Here is a 17,229-nt window from a genome sequence, read left to right as displayed (position 1 = left end):
CAAGGAAGCGTCACTCCCCATGATTTCGATCTATCAGCTTAAACCGCGTTTTCAGAACCTGCTGCGCCCGCTGGTGCAGCGCCTCTACGACAACGGCACCACCGCCAACCAGATCACCGTGCTGGCCGGGGTGATTTCCCTCCTGGTGGGATTGCTGATTGCCGGCTTCGCACAACATGTGTGGCTGTTTGCGCTGATTCCGCTGTGGATGATCCTGCGCATGGCCCTCAATGCCATCGACGGCATGCTCGCCCGGGAATTCGGCCAGCAGTCGCGACTCGGCGCCTACCTCAATGAACTGTGTGACGTGATCGCCGACAGCGCGCTGATCCTGCCGTTTGCGCTGATCCCCGAGGTCAGCCTGGCGCCGGTATTGCTGGTGACGCTGCTGGCGGTGTTCAGCGAATACGCCGGCGTGCTCGGGCCGATGGTCGGGGCCTCGCGGCGCTACGACGGCCCCATGGGCAAGAGCGATCGGGCATTTGTGCTCGGGGTTCTGGCCACCGGCGTGGCACTGGGCTGGCTCGGTGCCGGTTGCGTCGAGGCGGTGATGTGGCTGGTCGCGGCCTTGTTGGCCTACACCCTGGTCAACCGCGTGCGCCAAGGCCTCAAAGAACAACAAACCTCCCCTTCTGCATAAGGATTTTGCGATGCGTGAACAGCAAGAGCACACCTTCAGCACCCATGACGGGGTGGAGCTTTTCTACCGTCACTGGCCCGCCACCGCGCCCGCGGGCTTTGCACCCCGCAAGGCGATTTTGCTGTTCCATCGCGGCCACGAGCACTCCGGGCGTATCGCCCACCTGGTGGACGAACTGAACCTGCCGGAATTCGACTTCTTCGCCTGGGACGCCCGCGGCCACGGCCAATCCCCCGGCGCGCGCGGCGACAGCCCGAGCTTCGCCACCAGTGCGCGGGACGTGCAGACCTTCGTTGACCATATCGGCACCACCTACAGCATTGAGGAAGAAAACCTCGCGGTGATCGCCCAGAGTGTCGGCGCAGTGATCGCGGCGACCTGGGTGCACGACTACGCACCAAGGATCCGCTCGCTGGTACTCGCCTCGCCCGCGTTCAAGGTCAAGCTCTACGTGCCCTTCGCCCGGCCGGGCCTGGCGCTGATGCGCAAGTTTCGCGGCAATTTTTTCGTCAACAGTTACGTCAAGGCCAAGTTCCTGAGCCATGACCCGGAGCGCGTGGCGTCCTACGACAGCGATCCGCTGATCACCAAAGCTATCTCGGTGAATGTGCTGCTGGGCCTGTACGAAGCCGCCGACCGGGTTGTAGCCGATGCCCAGGCAATCCAGGTGCCGACCCAACTGCTGATCTCCGGCTCAGACTTTGTGGTGCACCGCAAACCCCAGCAGCAGTTTTTCGACCGCCTGGGCAGCCTGAAAAAAGAACTGCATATCCTCCCCGGCTTCTTCCACGACACCCTCGGTGAACGTGACCGCGCGGTGGCCTTGAGCAGCGCCCGGCGCTTTATCCTGCAGAACTTCGAACACCCGCTGGACCGCGCGACGCTGTTGGATGCCGACAAGATCGGCCTGACCTGCGCCGAATCCGAATCCCTCGCCGCGCCGTTGCCACGCAACTCCCTGCGCGACCTCTACTGGCGCATGACCCGCGCCAGCATGGGCCTGGGCAGCAAACTGTCGGATGGCGTGAAGCTTGGTTTCGATACCGGCTTCGACTCCGGCAGCACCCTGGACTACGTGTACCGCAACAAACCCACCGGCAAAGGCGGGCTGGGGCGGATGATCGACACCAATTACCTGAACTCCATCGGCTGGCGCGGTATTCGCCAACGCAAGCTGAACGTGGAAGAGCTGCTGCGCCTGGCGATGGCCAAGCTGCGGGACGAGCAGCAGGAAGTGCGCATCGTCGACATCGCCGCCGGGCATGGTCGGTACATTCTGGAAGCCTTGCAGGGCGTTTCGCCGTTGCCCGAATCGATCCTGTTGCGGGACTACAGCGACATCAACGTGCGCGACGGTGGCGCACTGATTCGTGAAAAAGGCCTGGGGGATATCGCCCAGTTCGTCAAAGGCGATGCGTTTGACCGGGCTGACCTGGCAGCGCTGGAGCCCAAACCGACGCTGGCGGTGGTCTCCGGCTTGTATGAACTGTTCGCGGATAACGCGATGGTCGGCGGTTCGCTCGCCGGTTTGGCCGAAGCCGTGGAGCCCGGTGGCTATCTGGTGTACACCGGCCAACCGTGGCACCCGCAACTGGAACTGATCGCCCGCGCCCTCACCAGCCACCGTCAGGGCCAGGCCTGGGTAATGCGCCGGCGTAGTCAGGCAGAGATGGATCAACTGGTGGAAGCCGCCGGTTTCCGCAAGATCACCCAGCGTGTAGATGAGTGGGGGATTTTCAGCGTGTCCCTGGCACAGCGAGTCTGACCCATGCGTGAACCGGGCCTGTTAAAATCGGCGGTGCTGTGGCTGCTGCTGTTGGCGCCGCTGTTTTTCAGCACCTACGGCTTTGCTACGTGGGTCACCAGCCAGCGCAGCGACGTGGGCACCATGGTGTTCGGCTGGGAAACCCATATCCCGTTCTGGGCCTGGACCATCGTGCCCTACTGGTCGATCGACCTGCTCTACGGTTTTTCCCTGCTGCTGCCCAGCACCCGCCATGAGTTGAAGCAACACGCCTTGCGCCTGCTGACGGCCCAGGTGATTGCCGTCACCTGCTTCCTGATCTGGCCACTGCGCTTCACCTTCGAAAGGCCGGAACTGGACGGCGTGTTCGGTTGGCTGTTTGCCGTACTCGCCGGGTTCGACAAGCCGTTCAACCAGGCGCCATCGCTGCACATCGCCTTGCTAGTAGTGCTGTGGATAATGTACCAGCGGCATAGCCAGGGCCTTTGGCGCTGGCTGGTGCATGGCTGGTTTGCGCTGATCGGCCTTTCGGTACTGACCACTTATCAACATCACTTTATCGACTTACCCACAGGTGCCCTCGCCGGCTGGCTGTGTGTGTGGCTGTGGCCGCTGGAACATCCGAGCCCGCTGCTGAATGCCCACCTGACTCGGGACCGGCAGCGTTGGCGGCTGGGGTTGCGCTATGGCTTCGGGTCGCTGGTGTGTCTGGTCCTCGCGTTTTCTCTCGGTGGGGGCTGGTTGTGGCTGCTTTGGCCGGCAGTTTCCCTCGGGTTGATGAAGGCGAATTATCTGGTGTTGGGCGTCTCAGGCTTTCAGAAACGCGCCGACGGGCGACTCACTCCGGCGGTACGCTGGTTGTTGGCGCCTTATCTAGTAGCCGCCTGGATCAATTCCCGCCTGTGGACACGTAAACATCCACAGCCCGATCAGGTTGTGGATAACGTTTGGCTCGGGCGAATTCCCACCGGCGGCGAGCTGAAGTCATTCAAGGCGGTGGTCGATCTCTGCGCCGAGTTACCGATTAATCCACAGGGCCGCGCCTATTACAGCTTGCCGGTGCTCGACCTCACGGCGCCCACCGCCGCGCAATGCCTGGAAGCCGCCCAAGCCATTGAACGACTGCGCTCAGCCGGGCCATTGCTGGTGTGCTGCGCCCTTGGTTACTCGCGAAGTGCCACGGCTGTGGCTGCATGGCTGCTACATACCGGGCGCGCAGGCAATGTCGACGAAGCGGTGGCTATTATTCGTACAGCACGCTCGCGTGTGGTCCTGCATCCCGCTCACCGTGAAGCCCTGGAGGGTTTAACCCATGCCCGCTGATATGGAATTACGGGTCGTCGCCAGCCTGCTGCGCCGCGGCCGTTCCCTGGATCAGTTATCCACAGGCCTGACCTTGCTCGGCGTACTGTTCGGCCTCGCGCAACTGCTGATGGCCAGTATCACGCCGATCTGCCTGACCCTCAGCCTGTGGATGATTGTGCTCGGGCTGCTGCAAAAATACTGGGCGCTGCGGGTGGCCTTCGACGCTGACCTGTTCGCCCTGCTGGCCCGGGACACCGAGCGCACGCCCGACTTCGACCAAGCCATGCAAACCCTTGGCCTGCAATCCGCCAAACGCGCGGGCCGGCCCTGGACCGAACGCCGTCGCGGCGCCTTGAAACTGTTGCGCAAGCAAGCCTACCTGCTGGCGGCGCAAGTGCTGCTGACCGTGGCCGTCATCCTGGCCAGCCCTTGGCTGCCCTTCGCCGGATAAGGAATCCTCATGTTCGAACCCGTGGTCGCCACCCTGATTACCTCCATGGCCCGCACCGTCACCGGCGCCCGCAGCCTGTGGCTTGGCTGCGCGCCCGTGCCGGTGCAGCGCATCTATTACGCCAACCACAGCAGCCACGGTGATTTCGTGCTGCTGTGGGCCTCGTTGCCGCAGAACCTGCGTAAATTCACCCGCCCGGTGGCCGGCAGTGACTACTGGAACAAAAGCGCCCTGCGACGCTACATCATCAGCCGGGTGTTCAATGGCGTGCTGATCGACCGCGAGCGCAAAGACCCTGTGGATAACCCCCTGCAACCGATGCTTCAGGCCCTGGAACAGGGAGACTCGCTGATCATCTTTCCCGAGGGCACACGCAACCTGGAAGACGGCCTGCTGCCGTTCAAAAGCGGGCTGTATCACCTGGCCAAGAGTTATCCACAAGCCGAGCTGATCCCGGTGTGGATCGCCAACCTCAACCGGGTCATGCCCAAGGGCCGCGTGCTGCCGCTGCCCTTGCTGTGCACTACCAGCTTTGGCGCACCGCTGCAGCTGGAGGAAGGCGAAGACAAGGCGCTGTTCCTCGCCCGCACCCGCGACGCCTTGCTCGCCCTCGCCCCGGAGCATTCCTGACATGGATAGCCAAACCCTGATGTTGTTCGGCGGGATCGGCGCGATCCTGGTGCTCGCCTCGCTGATCGGCCTGATCCTCAAACTGCGCACCCGTGGCACACCTAACGCGGTGATCGACAACCTCAACGCCCGCATCAATGCCTGGTGGGTGATGGTGGTGGTGATCGGTGTGGCCTTCTGGCTCGGCACCGGCGCGGTGATCCTGCTGTTCTACGCCGTGTCGTTCTATGCCCTGCGGGAATTCCTCACGCTCACGCCCACCCGGCGCAGCGATTACCCGGCACTGGTGGCGGCGTTTTACCTGGCGTTGCCGCTGCAATACCTGCTGATCTACTTCGACTGGTATGGGCTGTTCTCGATCTTTATCCCGGTGTACGTATTTTTGCTGCTGCCGATCCTTGCGTCACTGGGCGGCGACAGCACGCACTTCCTGGAACGGGCGTCGAAGGTGCAATGGGGGCTGATGATCGCGGTGTTCTGCGTGTCCTTCGTGCCGGCGCTCCTGACCCTGGATATCGTCGGCTACGAAGGCCGCAACCTGCTGCTGATCGCCTACCTGGTGATTGTGGTGCAGCTGTCGGACGTCTTGCAGTACGTGTGTGGCAAGCTGTTCGGCAAACACAAGATCGCGCCCAACCTGTCGCCGTCGAAGACGGTGGAAGGGTTTGTCGGCGGGATTCTGTTGTCATCCCTGATCGGCGCGGCGCTGTGGTGGACCACGCCGTTCAATCCCTGGCAGTCGTTCCTGATTGCGCTGCTGATCAACCTGCTGGGGTTTGCGGGCGGGATCGTGATGTCGGCGATCAAGCGCGACCGCGGCGTGAAGGATTGGGGGCACATGATCGAAGGACACGGCGGGATGCTGGACCGGCTGGATTCCGTGTGCTTTGCCGCGCCGATTTTCTTCCATCTCGTACGCTACTGGTGGACCTGAAACCTCACTCCATGACCTTCTCCCCCGTAGCAGCTGTCGAGCTCCAGCGAGGCTGCGTCGGCCGCACCACCGACCTCAGACCGAGTCGCGCCCTACGCAGCCTCGCTAAAGCTCGACAGCTGCTACGAAGGGAGAGGAGTTTCTGATCGTTCCCACGCTCTGCGTGGGAATGCATCCGGTGACGCTCCGCGTCACGACGTTAAGAGCGGACGCGGAGCGTCCAAGGCAGCGTTCCCACGCGGAGCGTGGGAACGCTCTAGCCGGGAAGATGCCCCAACGGCAACGCACCCGGGGTCTTCACCGTCTGAATCGCGAAGTTGCTGCGGATATCGCTCACTCCCGGCAACTTCAACAAACTCCCGGTCAGGAACCGCTCGTACCCGCGCAAGTCCGGCACCACCACTTGCAGCAGAAAATCCGATTCCCCCGACACCAGAAACGCCGAAATAACCTGAGGCAACGCGGTCACCGCCAACCGAAACGCTTCCGCCTGTTCGTCGTTATGCCGCTCCACTTTGACCCCGACAAACACCGTCAGCCCCAACCCCACTTCATCCCGATCGAGGCTCGCCTGATAGCCGCGAATCACCCCGGCTTCTTCCAACAACCGCACCCGCCGCAAGCAAGGCGACGCCGACAAGCCAATCTCGTCTGCCAGTTGCACATTGCTCAAGCGGCCGTCCCGTTGCAGGGCCTCAAGAATCTTGCGGTCAAACGCATCCAGTTTCAGGTTTGGCATAAGTAAACTGTTTCGCCCGTCAAAAGTGGCAGATTATGCCAAGACTAGACGCCTTTCCGGTTGACTACGCAAGCACCTGCCCCGACCTTCACCTCTAAAATTGCCCTACGATCACCTACCGCAAAGGGCAGGCACATGGCAGAACTCTGGTTGTTTTTAGTCGCGCTGGCGGTGGTGTACCTGTTGCCCGGCCCGGACATGATCCTGCTGCTGCAAACCGGCGCCCGCCAGGGCAAGGCGATGGCGCTGGCAACCGCAGCCGGTTTGGGGCTCGCACGGGCCTGCCATGTGGCGCTGGCGGGGATGGGCCTGGCGACGTTGTTCAAGGTCGCGCCCTGGACCTTCGATGTGGTGCGCCTGGGCGGTGCGGCGTATCTGCTGTGGATCGGCGTGCAGTGCCTGCGCTCCAACCTGCTGCCCAACCTGAACACCGGGGATGGCCCGGCACCGGCGCATGCCTGGCGCGGAGCCTTCCAACGCGGCCTGCTGACCAACCTGCTCAACCCCAAGGCGCTGCTGTTCTGCTCCGTATTGCTGCCGCAGTTCATTGACCCACACGGCGCTTCGGTGACGGCGCAGTTCGCAACGTTGGGCGCAATTCTGGTGGCCGTCGGCCTGGCATTCGACAGTTGCTACGGCCTGACCGGCGCCAGAATCGGCCGCTGGCTGCAGCGCAGCCCGTCCGCCCAACGCCTGCAACAATGGCTGTTTGGCAGTCTTTTGATCGGTTTTGCGATACGCCTCACCTTCGTACAGCAAGCCTGAGCAAAACGACGTGTTTTGCCGTCATCTTTTGTATTAAAGAGACGTGTAAGATACGCGACACATTGCCAGGGATGCTCACCATGTTTGATTCGTTAAAAGCGACCAGCCGCCGTTTTTTCGGGGCCTTGATCTCAGTGGTGAGTGTTCTGTTCCGCGCCGTGCGATGGCTGGCGCGCAGCCTGTTCGGTCAGTGGCAACCGCCGCGCTGGCTGCAAGCCACCGGCGACGGCTTGGTCAATGTCGGCCATAAGGCCCGGGCGTATCCACGCCAGGCCGCTGGCGGTGTGCTGGCCCTGGCGTTGCTGGTGGCCGCAGGCGTCTATGGCTGGCATTGGTATTCCCACCTGCCACAGCCCCACACCGTGGGCTATTCGCTGCACAAGCCCAACCTGACGGATTACACCCAGCCGCAGCCGGTTGTGGATAACTTGCAGGTGCGCTTCGCCGAATCCGTGGCACCGCTGGCGGCCATTGGCAAGCCGGTCACCGAAGGCATCACCCTTAAGCCGACCATCGCGGGTACCTGGCGCTGGTCGGACGACCGCAGCCTGGTGTTCACCCCGGAAAAAGACTGGCCCGTCGACGCCCACTACACCATCGACCTGGCCAAGAAGAACCTGTTGGCCGACGGCGTGCTGCTCAGCCAATACACCAGCCAATTCTCCACCCAGCCGTTCCGCGCCACCTTGACGCAAAACGAGCTGTACCAAGACCCGAGCAACCCGACGCAGAAACAGCTGGTCGCGACCTTCCACTTTTCCCACCCGGTAGACGAAGACAGCGTACGCAAGCGTGCTTCGGTCACCCTCGGCAAAGGCCTGGCCTACCGCGACGCACAACTGCCCAACCGTCCGGAAGTCACCTTCGACGAGCACAAGCTCAACGCTTTTGTTCGCTCCGCCGCCCTGGCCACTCCGCTGGAAAGCACCCCGGTCAGTGCCAAGCTCGATGAAGGCCTCAAGGCCCGTGACGGCGGCAATGCCAGCTCGGCGCCGTTGGTGGCCGAAGTCACCGTGCCCGGCCGCTATCGCCTGACCTTTACCGGCGCCGAAGTCAGCTTTGTCGACAACGAGCGCGGCGAGCCCGAGCCGGTGTTGATGTTCAGCAGTTCCAGCGCCGTGGCCGACGAGACCATCGCCAACAAGGTCCAGGCCTGGATGCTGCCGGAAAAAGCCGAGGACGATACCCGCCCCTGGAACCTGCAAGACATCGACGACAAGCTGCTGGCCAGCAGCACCAAGGTCAAGCTGACCCACGTGCCGAGCGTCGAACCGCTGAATACCCTGCACGCCTTCAAGTTCAAGGCCCCGCCGGGCCGCGCCCTGTACGTGCGGGTACCGGCCAACCTGGAAGCCATCGGCGGCTACCTGGCGAAAAATCCGACAGCTTCTCTCGTGAGCATGCCGGCTTATCCGCGCACGCTGCAGTTCCTGTCCGACGGCGCCCTGCTCAGCCTCACCGGCGAAAAACGCCTGGGCTTCATGGCCCGTGGCGTGCCCGGCGCCCATGTGGAAATCGCGCGCCTGCTGCCCAACCAGTTGCAACACTTGGTGGACCAGAGCAGCGGCAGCTTTGCCCGACCGAATTTTGCCAATGACTACTTCGACCGGATGGTGGAGCGTCAGAGCCTGGACATTCCGCTGTCGGCTGGCGACCCGTCCAAAACCGTCTACGACAACGTCGACCTGAGCAGCTACCTGACGGCCAACGGCGGCCGCCGGGGGATTTTTGTGCTCAAGCTGAGCCCGCAGGACGACCCGGCTGATCGCACCTTCGACTACTCGCGCAATACCACCAGCGACCTGCGTTTCATCGTGGTCACCGACTTGGGCATCATCGCCAAGCGCTCCAGCGATGGCAGCCACGATGTGTACGTGCAGTCCATCGGCAACGGCTCGCCGGTGTCCGACGCCCAGGTCGATATCATCGGCCGCAACGGTTTGCCGGTCGCCAGCGGCCATACCGACGCCGAAGGTCACGCGCACTTCGCCAAGCTGGATGAATTGCGCCGTGAGAAAACGCCGTTGATGTATGTGGTCAGTCGCGGCAATGACCAATCCTTCCTGCCGATTGCCCGTCAGTCGCAACAGCTGGATTTGTCGCGCTTTGATGTAGGCGGCCTGGAAGAAGACGGTGCGATCAATCGCCTCAGCGCCTACCTGTTTACCGACCGTGGCCTGTACCGGCCCGGCGAGACCGCGCACCTGGGCATGATCGTGCGCAGCGGCGACTGGAAAGGCGCCCTGCAAGGCCTGCCGGTTGAGTTGCAGATCACCGACCCCCGTGGCCTTGAGGTGATTCGCCAGCCGTTGAAACTGTCGGCCAGCGGTTTTGAAACCTTCGATTTCCCAAGCAGCGAAGTAGCGCCTTCCGGCGATTACACCGCGACCCTGCAACTGATCGGCGAGAAGCAGCGCCGTACCGACCTGGGCAGCGTCAGCTTCAAGGTCCGCGACTTTGAACCGGACCGGATGAAAGTCAGCCTGAGCCTGCACGATACACCGGTGCTGGGCTGGATCCCGCCGGACCAAGTGGTGGCCAAAGTCACCGCGATGCACTTGTTCGGCGCTCCGGCGGCGGGCCGTCGCGTCACGGCAAAAATGTCCCTGAGCCCCACGCTCGCGGCCTTTGATCGCTACCCGGATTACCGCTTCCGCCTGAATGACTCGCTGGAGGAAGCCAGCTCCGAAGACCTGGCCGAAACCACCGTCGACGATAATGGCCAGGCGCTGCTCGACCTGAACCTGCAACGCTTCGCCAACAGCACCTACCGCCTGCAAGTGATGACCCAGGTGTACGAAGCCGAAGGCGGTCGTAACGTCGCCGCACAAAGCGCGTTGCTGGTGTCGGCAGCGCCGTACCTGGTGGGTGTGAAGAGTCAGGATTCGCTGTCCTTCGTCGCCAAGGACGCACCGCGTCAGGTGCAATGGCTGGCCGTGGCGCCAGACCTCACGCCAGTCGCCGTGGACGGCCTGACCAGTGAAGTGGTCGAGCACCGCTACGTCTCGGTGCTGGTGAAGCAATCCAACGGCACCTACAAATACGAGTCGCGCATCAAGAACATCAACCAGCCGGCCTCGCCGCTGGTGATGACCAAGGACGGCGCCAAGCAAACCCTGAACACCGGCACCCCGGGCGATTTCACCCTGCAACTCAAGGACGCCAACGGCAACCTGCTGAACCAGATCGACTACAGCGTCGCCGGCCGGGGCAACACCTCGCGCTCCCTGGAGCGCAACGCCGAACTGCAACTGCGCCTGGATAAACGCAGCTACGCCACCGGTGATGAGATCGCCATCAGCATTCGTGCGCCGTACACCGGGGCCGGGTTGATCACCATCGAACGGGACAAGGTCTACACCCAGCAGTGGTTCAAGGCCGACAGCACCAACAGCGTGCAACATATCCGCGTTCCTGCCGGGCTTGAGGGCAATGCCTACGTCAACGTGCAGTTCGTGCGGGACATCGGGTCGTCCGAGGTCTACATGAGCCCGCTGTCCTACGGCGTGGTGCCGTTCAGCATCAACCTCGACGCGCGGCGCATGGCGTTGAAAGTCGAAGGCCCGGCGAAGATCGAGCCGGGGCAGACCCTGGATATCAAGGTCAACGCCGACCGCCCTGGCCGCGCAGTGGTCTACGCGGTGGACGAAGGCATCCTGCAAGTGGCGCGCTACCAGACGCCGGACCCGCTGGGCTTCTTCTTCCAGAAGCGTGCGCTGGAGGTCGGTACCAGTCAAATTCTTGACCTGATCCTGCCGGAATTCAGCCGCCTGCTCAGTGGGGCAGCGCCGGGTGGTGACACCGAAGGCGCCCTGGCCAATCATCTCAACCCGTTCAAGCGTAAACATGAGCCGCCAGTGGCCTGGTGGTCTGGCTTGGTGGACTTGCCGGCCGGTGAAACGGTGCTGCATTACCAGGTACCGGACAGCTTCAACGGCAAGCTGCACCTGTTTGCGGTGGCGGTAGACAGCGACAGCGTGGGCGTCAGCGAAGCCAACACTGAAGTGCGCGGGCCACTGGTGATCACGCCGAACGTGCCGGCTTTTGTCGCGCCGGGTGATGTGTTCAGCGTCAGCGCCGGGGTGTTCAGCAACCTCGACGCCGCGGCGGACGTGAAGTTTGAAGTGCAGACCAGCAATGGCCTGCAGGTGCAAGGCGACAAGGTCAGCACCCTGGCCCTGCAACCGCGCAAGGAAGGCGTCGCCGAGTTCAAGATCAGGGTTGGGGAAAACCTCGGCTCGGCCGACTTGCGCTTCGTCGCGGTGCTGCCGGATGGCAAGCGGATCCAGGTGGCGGAAACCACGTCGATCCGGCCATTGAGCGAACATCGGGTGGCCCTGAGCCTGGGTCGTTTCGACAGCGCCAGCAAAGAGCTGAAACCGACCCGCGACCTGTTCGGCCAGTTGCGCGATGTGCAATTGGGCGTCGCCGCTTCGCCGCTGGTCTGGGCCAACGGCCTCAAGCATTACCTGGATGACTACGGCTACGCCTGCACCGAGCAATTGGTGTCCAAGGCCATGCCGGCGTTGATCTGGGGCGGTAACGCGCCGGAGGCCGAGCAGGCCTTCAGCGGTGCGGTGCGCATGCTGCGTCAACGGCAGAACCAGGCCGGTGGTTTCGGCTTGTGGGCGGCCAACCCGGATGTGGCGCCCTACGCCAGCCTGTACGCCACCGACTTCCTGATCGAAGCCAGGGAGCGCGGGCTGCCGGTACCGGAAGATCTGCTGCAACGTTCTAACGCGTACCTCACCGACCTGGCCAACGGCCCGAGCGAAGGCCTGTCGGAATTGCGCAACCGCGCCTATGCCAGTTACCTCCTGAGCCGTCAGGGGATTCTGGTGAGCGGCGCCTTGAGCGATATCCGCGAACGCTACGAGAGCTACTTCAAGGACACCTGGCAGAACGACATTGGCGCCGCATACCTCGCCGCCAGCTACAAGTTGCTCAAGCAGGATCGTCAGGCCGATACGTTGTTCCGCAAGGTGCCGTGGCTTTCCCTGTCGGATAAATGGGACAGCGACGGCCTGTATTACGACCCGCTGGTGCACGACGCCGAGCACCTGCATTTGCTCGCGCGGCACTTCCCGGAAATGCTCGACGATGTGCCGGCAAGCCTGCTGGATAAACTCGGCAAGCGCCTCAATGAGCAGCGCTACAACTCGCTGTCGGCGGCGCTGTTGCTGCGGGCCCTGGACAACTATGGCCAGCGCGCGCAAAGCGACATGACCCTCAAGGCCACCGCATGGCTCAGCGACAAGCAGCAACAGTTGTTGCAGATGGCCGGCCAGCCGCCACGTGCGGCGGTGCCTGCCGGTACGCAAAAACTGCAGATGGAAAAATCCGATGGCCCGGCGGCGTTCTACATGCTCAGCGAAGCCGGCTATGACAAGGGCGCCAACCTCAAGCCGATCAACAGCGGCCTGGAAATCATCCACGAATACCTCGACCTCAAAGGCAATCCAGTCAGCAAGGTCGCGGTAGGCGATGAGTTCCTGGTGCGCCTGCGCTTGCGCGCCACCGACCGTGATCAGGTGCAGCAAGTGGCTGTGGTCGACCTGCTGCCGGGCGGCGTCGAGCCTGTGTATAACTTGCCGCCGGAGCCGGAAGCGGCCAGCACCGAGGAAAGCGAAGGCGACGATTCGGAGTACGTTGAAACCGGCGAAGACACCGAAGAAGCCGACGCCTGGCAGGCGCCGATCGGCGAGACCGACTTGAGCAACTGGCAACCGGACTACGTCGATGTGCGTGATGACCGAGTGGTGTTGTACGGCACCGCGCTGCGGGATGTAGGCACCTTCGTGTACCGCGTGCGCGCCACCAACGCCGGTACCTTCAATACGCCACCGGCCTACGCCGAGGGCATGTACGAAACCACCCTGCAAGGACGCGGCAAAGTAGGCCAGCTTGAAATTACCAAGCCTTAAAAGCCTGACGCCGCTGCTGGCGGCGGCGTTGATTCTGGCGGGGCTGCGACTGTGGCCCCATGCACCGCTGGAACAGGCCGCCACCTCCTCACGGGTGGTGCTGGCCGATGACGGTTCGCTGCTGCGCATGACCCTGGCGGCTGATGGGCAATATCGCCTGTGGCTACCCCTGGAGCGGATTTCTCCGTCATTGGTGGAGGCGTTGCTGCTCAAGGAAGACCGCAATTTCTACTGGCACCCGGGGATCAATCCCCCGGCGTTGCTGCGGGCGGCCATGGCCACTTATAGCGGCGGCCAGCGCCAGGGCGGCTCGACCTTGAGCATGCAGTTGGCCAGGCGCCTGTGGGATCTCAATACCCGCCAGGTGCCCGGCAAGCTGCAGCAGATGGCCCTGGCGTTGTGGTTGGAGGCGCGTTACAGCAAGCATGACATTCTCGAGGCCTACCTCAACCTGGCCCCCATGGGCGGCAATATCGAAGGTGCCGAAGCGGCCAGCCGGATCTATTTCGGCAAGTCAGCGGCGCAGTTGTCCTTGTCTGAAGCCCTGGCGTTAGCCGTGATCCCCCAGCAACCCGGCCGCCGCGCGCGCTTCGGGCCATCGCTGCAAACCGCCCGGCAACGGCTGATGGCGGACTGGCGGGAAACTTATCCACAAGACCCGCGTAACGACAGTTTGCTGGACCTGCCGCTGGAAGCCCGCAACCGCCAGCAGATCCCATTTCTGGCGCCGCACCTGAGCGAACAGTTGCTGGCCTCGCAAACTGGCAACGAGTTGAACAGCACCCTCAACCTGCCGCTGCAACAATTGCTGGAACGGCTGATCACCGGTTTTATCGCCGAGCGCCGCAGCAGCGGTGTGGAAAACGCCACGGCGATCCTGATCGACAGCCGCGACCAAAGCGTAAAAGCCCTGGTGGGCTCGGCGGATTACTTATCCACAGGCATCCATGGCCAGGTCAACGGTGTGCTGTCGCGGCGCTCGCCGGGCTCCACCCTCAAGCCATTCCTGTATGGGCTCGCGCTGGACCAAGGGGTGATCCATCCCATGAGCATCCTCAAGGACATGCCGAGTAACTTCGGCTACTTCCAGCCGGAAAATTTCGACGGAAGTTTTGTCGGGCCGGTGACAGCCCGTGATGCGCTAATTCGCAGCCGCAATATCCCGGCGGTGTGGCTGGCCAGCCAAACCCGCTCGCCGTCACTCTACGGATTGCTGCAACGCGCCGGGATCAAGGGCCTGCGCGGCGAAAGCCATTACGGTTTGGCGCTGGCCCTGGGTGGCGGCGAGATGACGCCCGAGGAGCTGGCGCGGCTGTATGTGATGCTGGCCGGTGACGGACATCTGCGACCCTTGCGCTATTTGCAGGAACAGCCGCAAACCACCGGCCCGCAGCTACTCACCCCACAGGCGGCCTTTATGGTGCGCGACATGCTGCGGCGCAACCCGCGCCCGGACGGGCTGCCGGGACGCCATTGGCGCACGGCCTGGAAGACCGGCACCTCATGGGGCTTTCACGATGCCTGGAGCGCCGGCCTCGTAGGCCCTTACGTGCTGGTGGTGTGGGTGGGCAACTTCGATGGGCGTCCAAATCCGGAGTTTATTGGCGCGAAAACCGCCGCCCCCCTGTTCTTCCGTATCGCCGACGCCCTGCCCCTGGCCTTGCCCAATGTGGTGATCAAACCCGACAAGCCACCCGCCGGGCTGATCCGCATCGACGTCTGCGCCGCCTCTGGCGACTTGCCCAACCGCTGGTGCCCACGTACCCGCAAGACCTGGTACATCCCCGGCGTGTCACCGATTCGCGTGTCCAACCTGCATCGCCCGGTGCTGATCGACACCCGCACCGGCAAGGCCGCGTGCCCGCCATTCGACCCGCAGTACACCCGTGAAGAAGTCTTCGAATTCTGGCCCAGCGATGTGCAGCGGCTGTTCCGCGCCGCCGGGCTGCCCCGGCGCACGCCGCCCAATGTGCAGAAAAGTTGCCAACCCAATCGAATCGGCGACCAGAGCGAGGCGCCGCAGATTCGCTCGCCGCTGACCCAAGTCAGCTACCACCTGCGCCTGTCCCAGCCCCAGGAAAGCATCCCGCTGAACGCCAATGCGGCCAGTGATGCACTGACGCTGTATTGGTTTGCCGACCAGACCCTGATCGGCCAGGGCCCGCCGCAAACCACGCTGAACTGGCGGCCGGGTAAGTCGGGGGACTATCGGTTGCGGGTCACTGATGATCAGGGCCGCAGCGCCAGCCGGGGACTGAAGGTGGAGTTTGTGCCCTGATCAGGGATCTTCGTCGCCTAAACCGACGGTGCCGGCATCTTTTGCGAAATGCTTGTATGCCACCCCTAGCTTGCGTTGCTCGAAGATCGAAAACACCAGGGTGCCCAGCAGAATCATCATCCACACCAGGAACACCTTCATGGTGTCCACCTGTGCCACCACCAGCAGCAACGTCACCACGCCGCCAATCACCATGCCCAAACCCATCCAGGCACCCAGCACACGGCCCACCGCCAGGCGCATGCCCTTGGGCAGCAACAGCCGCAGCGCGAGCAACACCACAAACATCGTCAGCAAAAAGCCAAACGCGGCCATGAAAGGAATTACGAAGCCATTGTCACGGTACAACCAGGCCAGAAAACGATAGGCCGGGTTCAATCCCGCCATTTGCTGGTAGGTGGCGGGGCCCGGCAGGTGCAGTTGGGCAAAATGTTCCGGGGTCATGGCCATGATGCCGACACCGATCAAGCCCACCACCACCGCATAGAAACCACCGGCACGCCACAACGGCGCCAGCACACGGCGATTCTCCACATCCTTGGTCTCGGCCACGCCGAACACCGCATCACGTTGCCGGCCCTGGGCAATCACCGTCTTGCCGTCACGTTCGCAGGCGTCGCCAATCAGCATCACCTGCATATCCTGGGAGAGGAGCAGTTCGCCCTGGCGGCGGGAGTTACTGATCCACTCATGGTCGTCAGGACGCTTCTTGCCGAACAGGTCGATGCCTTCGGCAATCACCGTCACTTCCCCGGTGGCGTCCTGCAGGCGGAAGTCGTTGCAGCGAGCCTCGGCTGAGACCTGGCTCCAGCTCCAATCGCCGTCCTTGTCTTTGGTGCCTTCTTCGATGACCCACACGTAACCCGCACAAGGCTTGCCGTTGACCGGGGAGATCAGCGGTGTGTCGACGATCACCTTGCCATTGACCTCCACCAGGCCCATGGCCAAGGAGCGTATCTGGCTGGTGGCCAGGCGTTGTTCGGTGCGATAGAAGTTGGGGCCGAAGCTGGCCAGCAAACCGATCAAGATGCAGACGGGGAAAAACAGCGCAACCAGGATCGTCGGGGCGTAAACCATCAGGCCGATGAAGCCGGCAAGAAAGATCAGCGCCACCAAGGTTTTCCAAGCCGGCTTTTTCGCGACAACGCCCGCCTGAGTGGTTTTCATGCTCCCGGCACCTCAAGCTTCACGCCCTCGTAGCGGGTTTCTTCGGCGCTGATGGCCAGCAGCGGGATGCGCTGGTAGCCAAGCATCTTGGCGAAGAACAGATCAGGGAAAATCGCGATGGCGATGTTGTAGAGGTTGACCGACTCATTGAAGAACTCGCGGCGGTCGGCGATGCGCTCTTCCACCGCCGAGATCGCCTGCTGCAACTCGACCATGTTGGGGCCGGAGATCAGCGTCGGATAATTCTCGGCCACCGCAATCACCGACTTGAGCGCCGTATTGAGCTGGTTGGAGGCATCGACCTTATCGGTGAGGCTGCTGGCGTTGAGGTACGCGGTACGGGCGTCGCTGAGGCGGGTGAACAGCGCGTTCTCATGGTTCATGGCGGCTTGCACCACGCGCATCAGGTCGGGAATCTGGTCTGCCCGCTGCTTGAGCAACACGTCGATGTTGGCGAAGGCTTTATCCACATCGTTGCGGCGCATCACCAGGCCGTTGTAGACCCCCACCAGCCAGCCGACCAGGCCGACGACAATAATCAGCACGACGATACCGGCGATCAGCAGTTCGATGTTCATGGCGGCGGCATTCCCTGGCTAGTTATCCACAGGGCGCATTCTAGGGGTAAAGCAGGGGAATACTCCCGGAATTA

General features: G+C 62.8%; 12 protein-coding genes. 9 read left to right on the top strand and 3 right to left on the bottom strand.

The features are described from left to right. Positions 1-19: 19 nt before the first annotated feature. The 6 genes from JFU58_RS11500 to JFU58_RS11475 are packed head-to-tail and all read left to right on the top strand — an operon-like array spanning position 20 to position 5,704. On the top strand, positions 20-640 hold the full coding sequence (locus JFU58_RS11500; protein WP_201140698.1) for a CDP-alcohol phosphatidyltransferase family protein: 621 nt from the start codon (positions 20-22) through the stop codon (positions 638-640). 10 nt (positions 641-650) lie between these two features. Then, on the top strand, positions 651-2,405 hold the full coding sequence (locus JFU58_RS11495; protein ID WP_201140697.1) for a bifunctional alpha/beta hydrolase/class I SAM-dependent methyltransferase: 1,755 nt from the start codon (positions 651-653) through the stop codon (positions 2,403-2,405). A gap of 3 nt (positions 2,406-2,408) precedes the next feature. Then, positions 2,409-3,707, top strand: a complete 1,299-nt coding sequence (locus tag JFU58_RS11490) for a phosphatase PAP2/dual specificity phosphatase family protein (protein WP_201140696.1) — start codon at positions 2,409-2,411, stop codon at positions 3,705-3,707. Continuing rightward, positions 3,697-4,140: a hypothetical protein gene (locus JFU58_RS11485; RefSeq protein WP_201140694.1), complete on the top strand. Its 444-nt coding sequence runs from the start codon at positions 3,697-3,699 to the stop codon at positions 4,138-4,140. The genes JFU58_RS11490 and JFU58_RS11485 overlap by 11 nt, the downstream gene beginning before the upstream one ends. Positions 4,141-4,149: 9 nt before the next feature. Then, positions 4,150-4,770 (top strand): lysophospholipid acyltransferase family protein, encoded by a 621-nt coding sequence (locus tag JFU58_RS11480; protein WP_093203468.1) that lies wholly within the window; start codon positions 4,150-4,152, stop codon positions 4,768-4,770. 1 nt (position 4,771) lies between these two features. After that, positions 4,772-5,704 carry a phosphatidate cytidylyltransferase gene (locus JFU58_RS11475; RefSeq protein ID WP_063033761.1) on the top strand — a complete coding sequence of 311 codons (933 nt, stop codon included), beginning with the start codon at positions 4,772-4,774 and terminating at the stop codon, positions 5,702-5,704. A gap of 256 nt (positions 5,705-5,960) precedes the next feature. Here JFU58_RS11475 and JFU58_RS11470 read toward each other — a convergent pair whose 3' ends face one another. After that, positions 5,961-6,434, bottom strand: a complete 474-nt coding sequence (locus JFU58_RS11470) for an Lrp/AsnC family transcriptional regulator (protein ID WP_026078018.1) — start codon at positions 6,432-6,434, stop codon at positions 5,961-5,963. 144 nt (positions 6,435-6,578) lie between these two features. Between JFU58_RS11470 and JFU58_RS11465 the strand changes: the two genes are divergently transcribed. The 3 genes from JFU58_RS11465 to pbpC all read left to right on the top strand — a co-directional run bounded on the left by JFU58_RS11465 (position 6,579) and on the right by pbpC (position 15,410). Further along, a complete protein-coding gene (locus tag JFU58_RS11465) occupies positions 6,579-7,208 on the top strand; it encodes a LysE family translocator (protein ID WP_177069867.1) in 630 nt (209 codons plus the stop codon). 80 nt (positions 7,209-7,288) lie between these two features. Further along, on the top strand, positions 7,289-13,132 hold the full coding sequence (locus JFU58_RS11460; protein ID WP_201140692.1) for an alpha-2-macroglobulin: 5,844 nt from the start codon (positions 7,289-7,291) through the stop codon (positions 13,130-13,132). Further along, complete coding sequence (pbpC, locus tag JFU58_RS11455; protein WP_177025256.1) at positions 13,113-15,410, top strand: penicillin-binding protein 1C; 2,298 nt, start codon at positions 13,113-13,115, stop codon at positions 15,408-15,410. The genes JFU58_RS11460 and pbpC overlap by 20 nt, the downstream gene beginning before the upstream one ends. Here the strand turns inward: pbpC and JFU58_RS11450 are convergent, their stop codons facing one another. Then, the gene (locus JFU58_RS11450) at positions 15,411-16,577 is read right to left on the bottom strand and encodes a hypothetical protein (protein WP_201140689.1); all 1,167 of its coding nucleotides are present in this window, start codon (positions 16,575-16,577) and stop codon (positions 15,411-15,413) included. Further along, the gene (locus tag JFU58_RS11445) at positions 16,574-17,155 is read right to left on the bottom strand and encodes a LemA family protein (protein WP_076013254.1); all 582 of its coding nucleotides are present in this window, start codon (positions 17,153-17,155) and stop codon (positions 16,574-16,576) included. The genes JFU58_RS11450 and JFU58_RS11445 overlap by 4 nt, the downstream gene beginning before the upstream one ends. Between the last annotated feature and the right edge of the window lie 74 nt (positions 17,156-17,229).

This window comes from Pseudomonas sp. TH34 (genome assembly GCF_016650865.1).
Taxonomy (GTDB): Bacteria; Pseudomonadota; Gammaproteobacteria; order Pseudomonadales; family Pseudomonadaceae; genus Aquipseudomonas; species Aquipseudomonas yamanorum.
The sequence above is the reverse complement of the archived record's forward strand: the minus strand, read 5'-3'. Positions and strand labels throughout refer to the sequence as shown.

Bases quoted from the DNA above. Each gene is read 5' to 3' on its own strand.
- JFU58_RS11500 (WP_201140698.1), top strand. From the start codon at position 20: ATGATTTCGATCTATCAGCTTAAACCGCGTTTTCAGAACCTGCTGCGC.
- JFU58_RS11495 (WP_201140697.1), top strand. From the start codon at position 651: ATGCGTGAACAGCAAGAGCACACCTTCAGCACCCATGACGGGGTGGAG.
- JFU58_RS11450 (WP_201140689.1), bottom strand. From the start codon at position 16,577: ATGAAAACCACTCAGGCGGGCGTTGTCGCGAAAAAGCCGGCTTGGAAA.
- JFU58_RS11475 (WP_063033761.1), top strand. From the start codon at position 4,772: ATGGATAGCCAAACCCTGATGTTGTTCGGCGGGATCGGCGCGATCCTG.
- JFU58_RS11485 (WP_201140694.1), top strand. From the start codon at position 3,697: ATGCCCGCTGATATGGAATTACGGGTCGTCGCCAGCCTGCTGCGCCGC.
- JFU58_RS11490 (WP_201140696.1), top strand. From the start codon at position 2,409: ATGCGTGAACCGGGCCTGTTAAAATCGGCGGTGCTGTGGCTGCTGCTG.
- JFU58_RS11445 (WP_076013254.1), bottom strand. From the start codon at position 17,155: ATGAACATCGAACTGCTGATCGCCGGTATCGTCGTGCTGATTATTGTC.
- JFU58_RS11460 (WP_201140692.1), top strand. From the start codon at position 7,289: ATGTTTGATTCGTTAAAAGCGACCAGCCGCCGTTTTTTCGGGGCCTTG.
- JFU58_RS11480 (WP_093203468.1), top strand. From the start codon at position 4,150: ATGTTCGAACCCGTGGTCGCCACCCTGATTACCTCCATGGCCCGCACC.
- JFU58_RS11465 (WP_177069867.1), top strand. From the start codon at position 6,579: ATGGCAGAACTCTGGTTGTTTTTAGTCGCGCTGGCGGTGGTGTACCTG.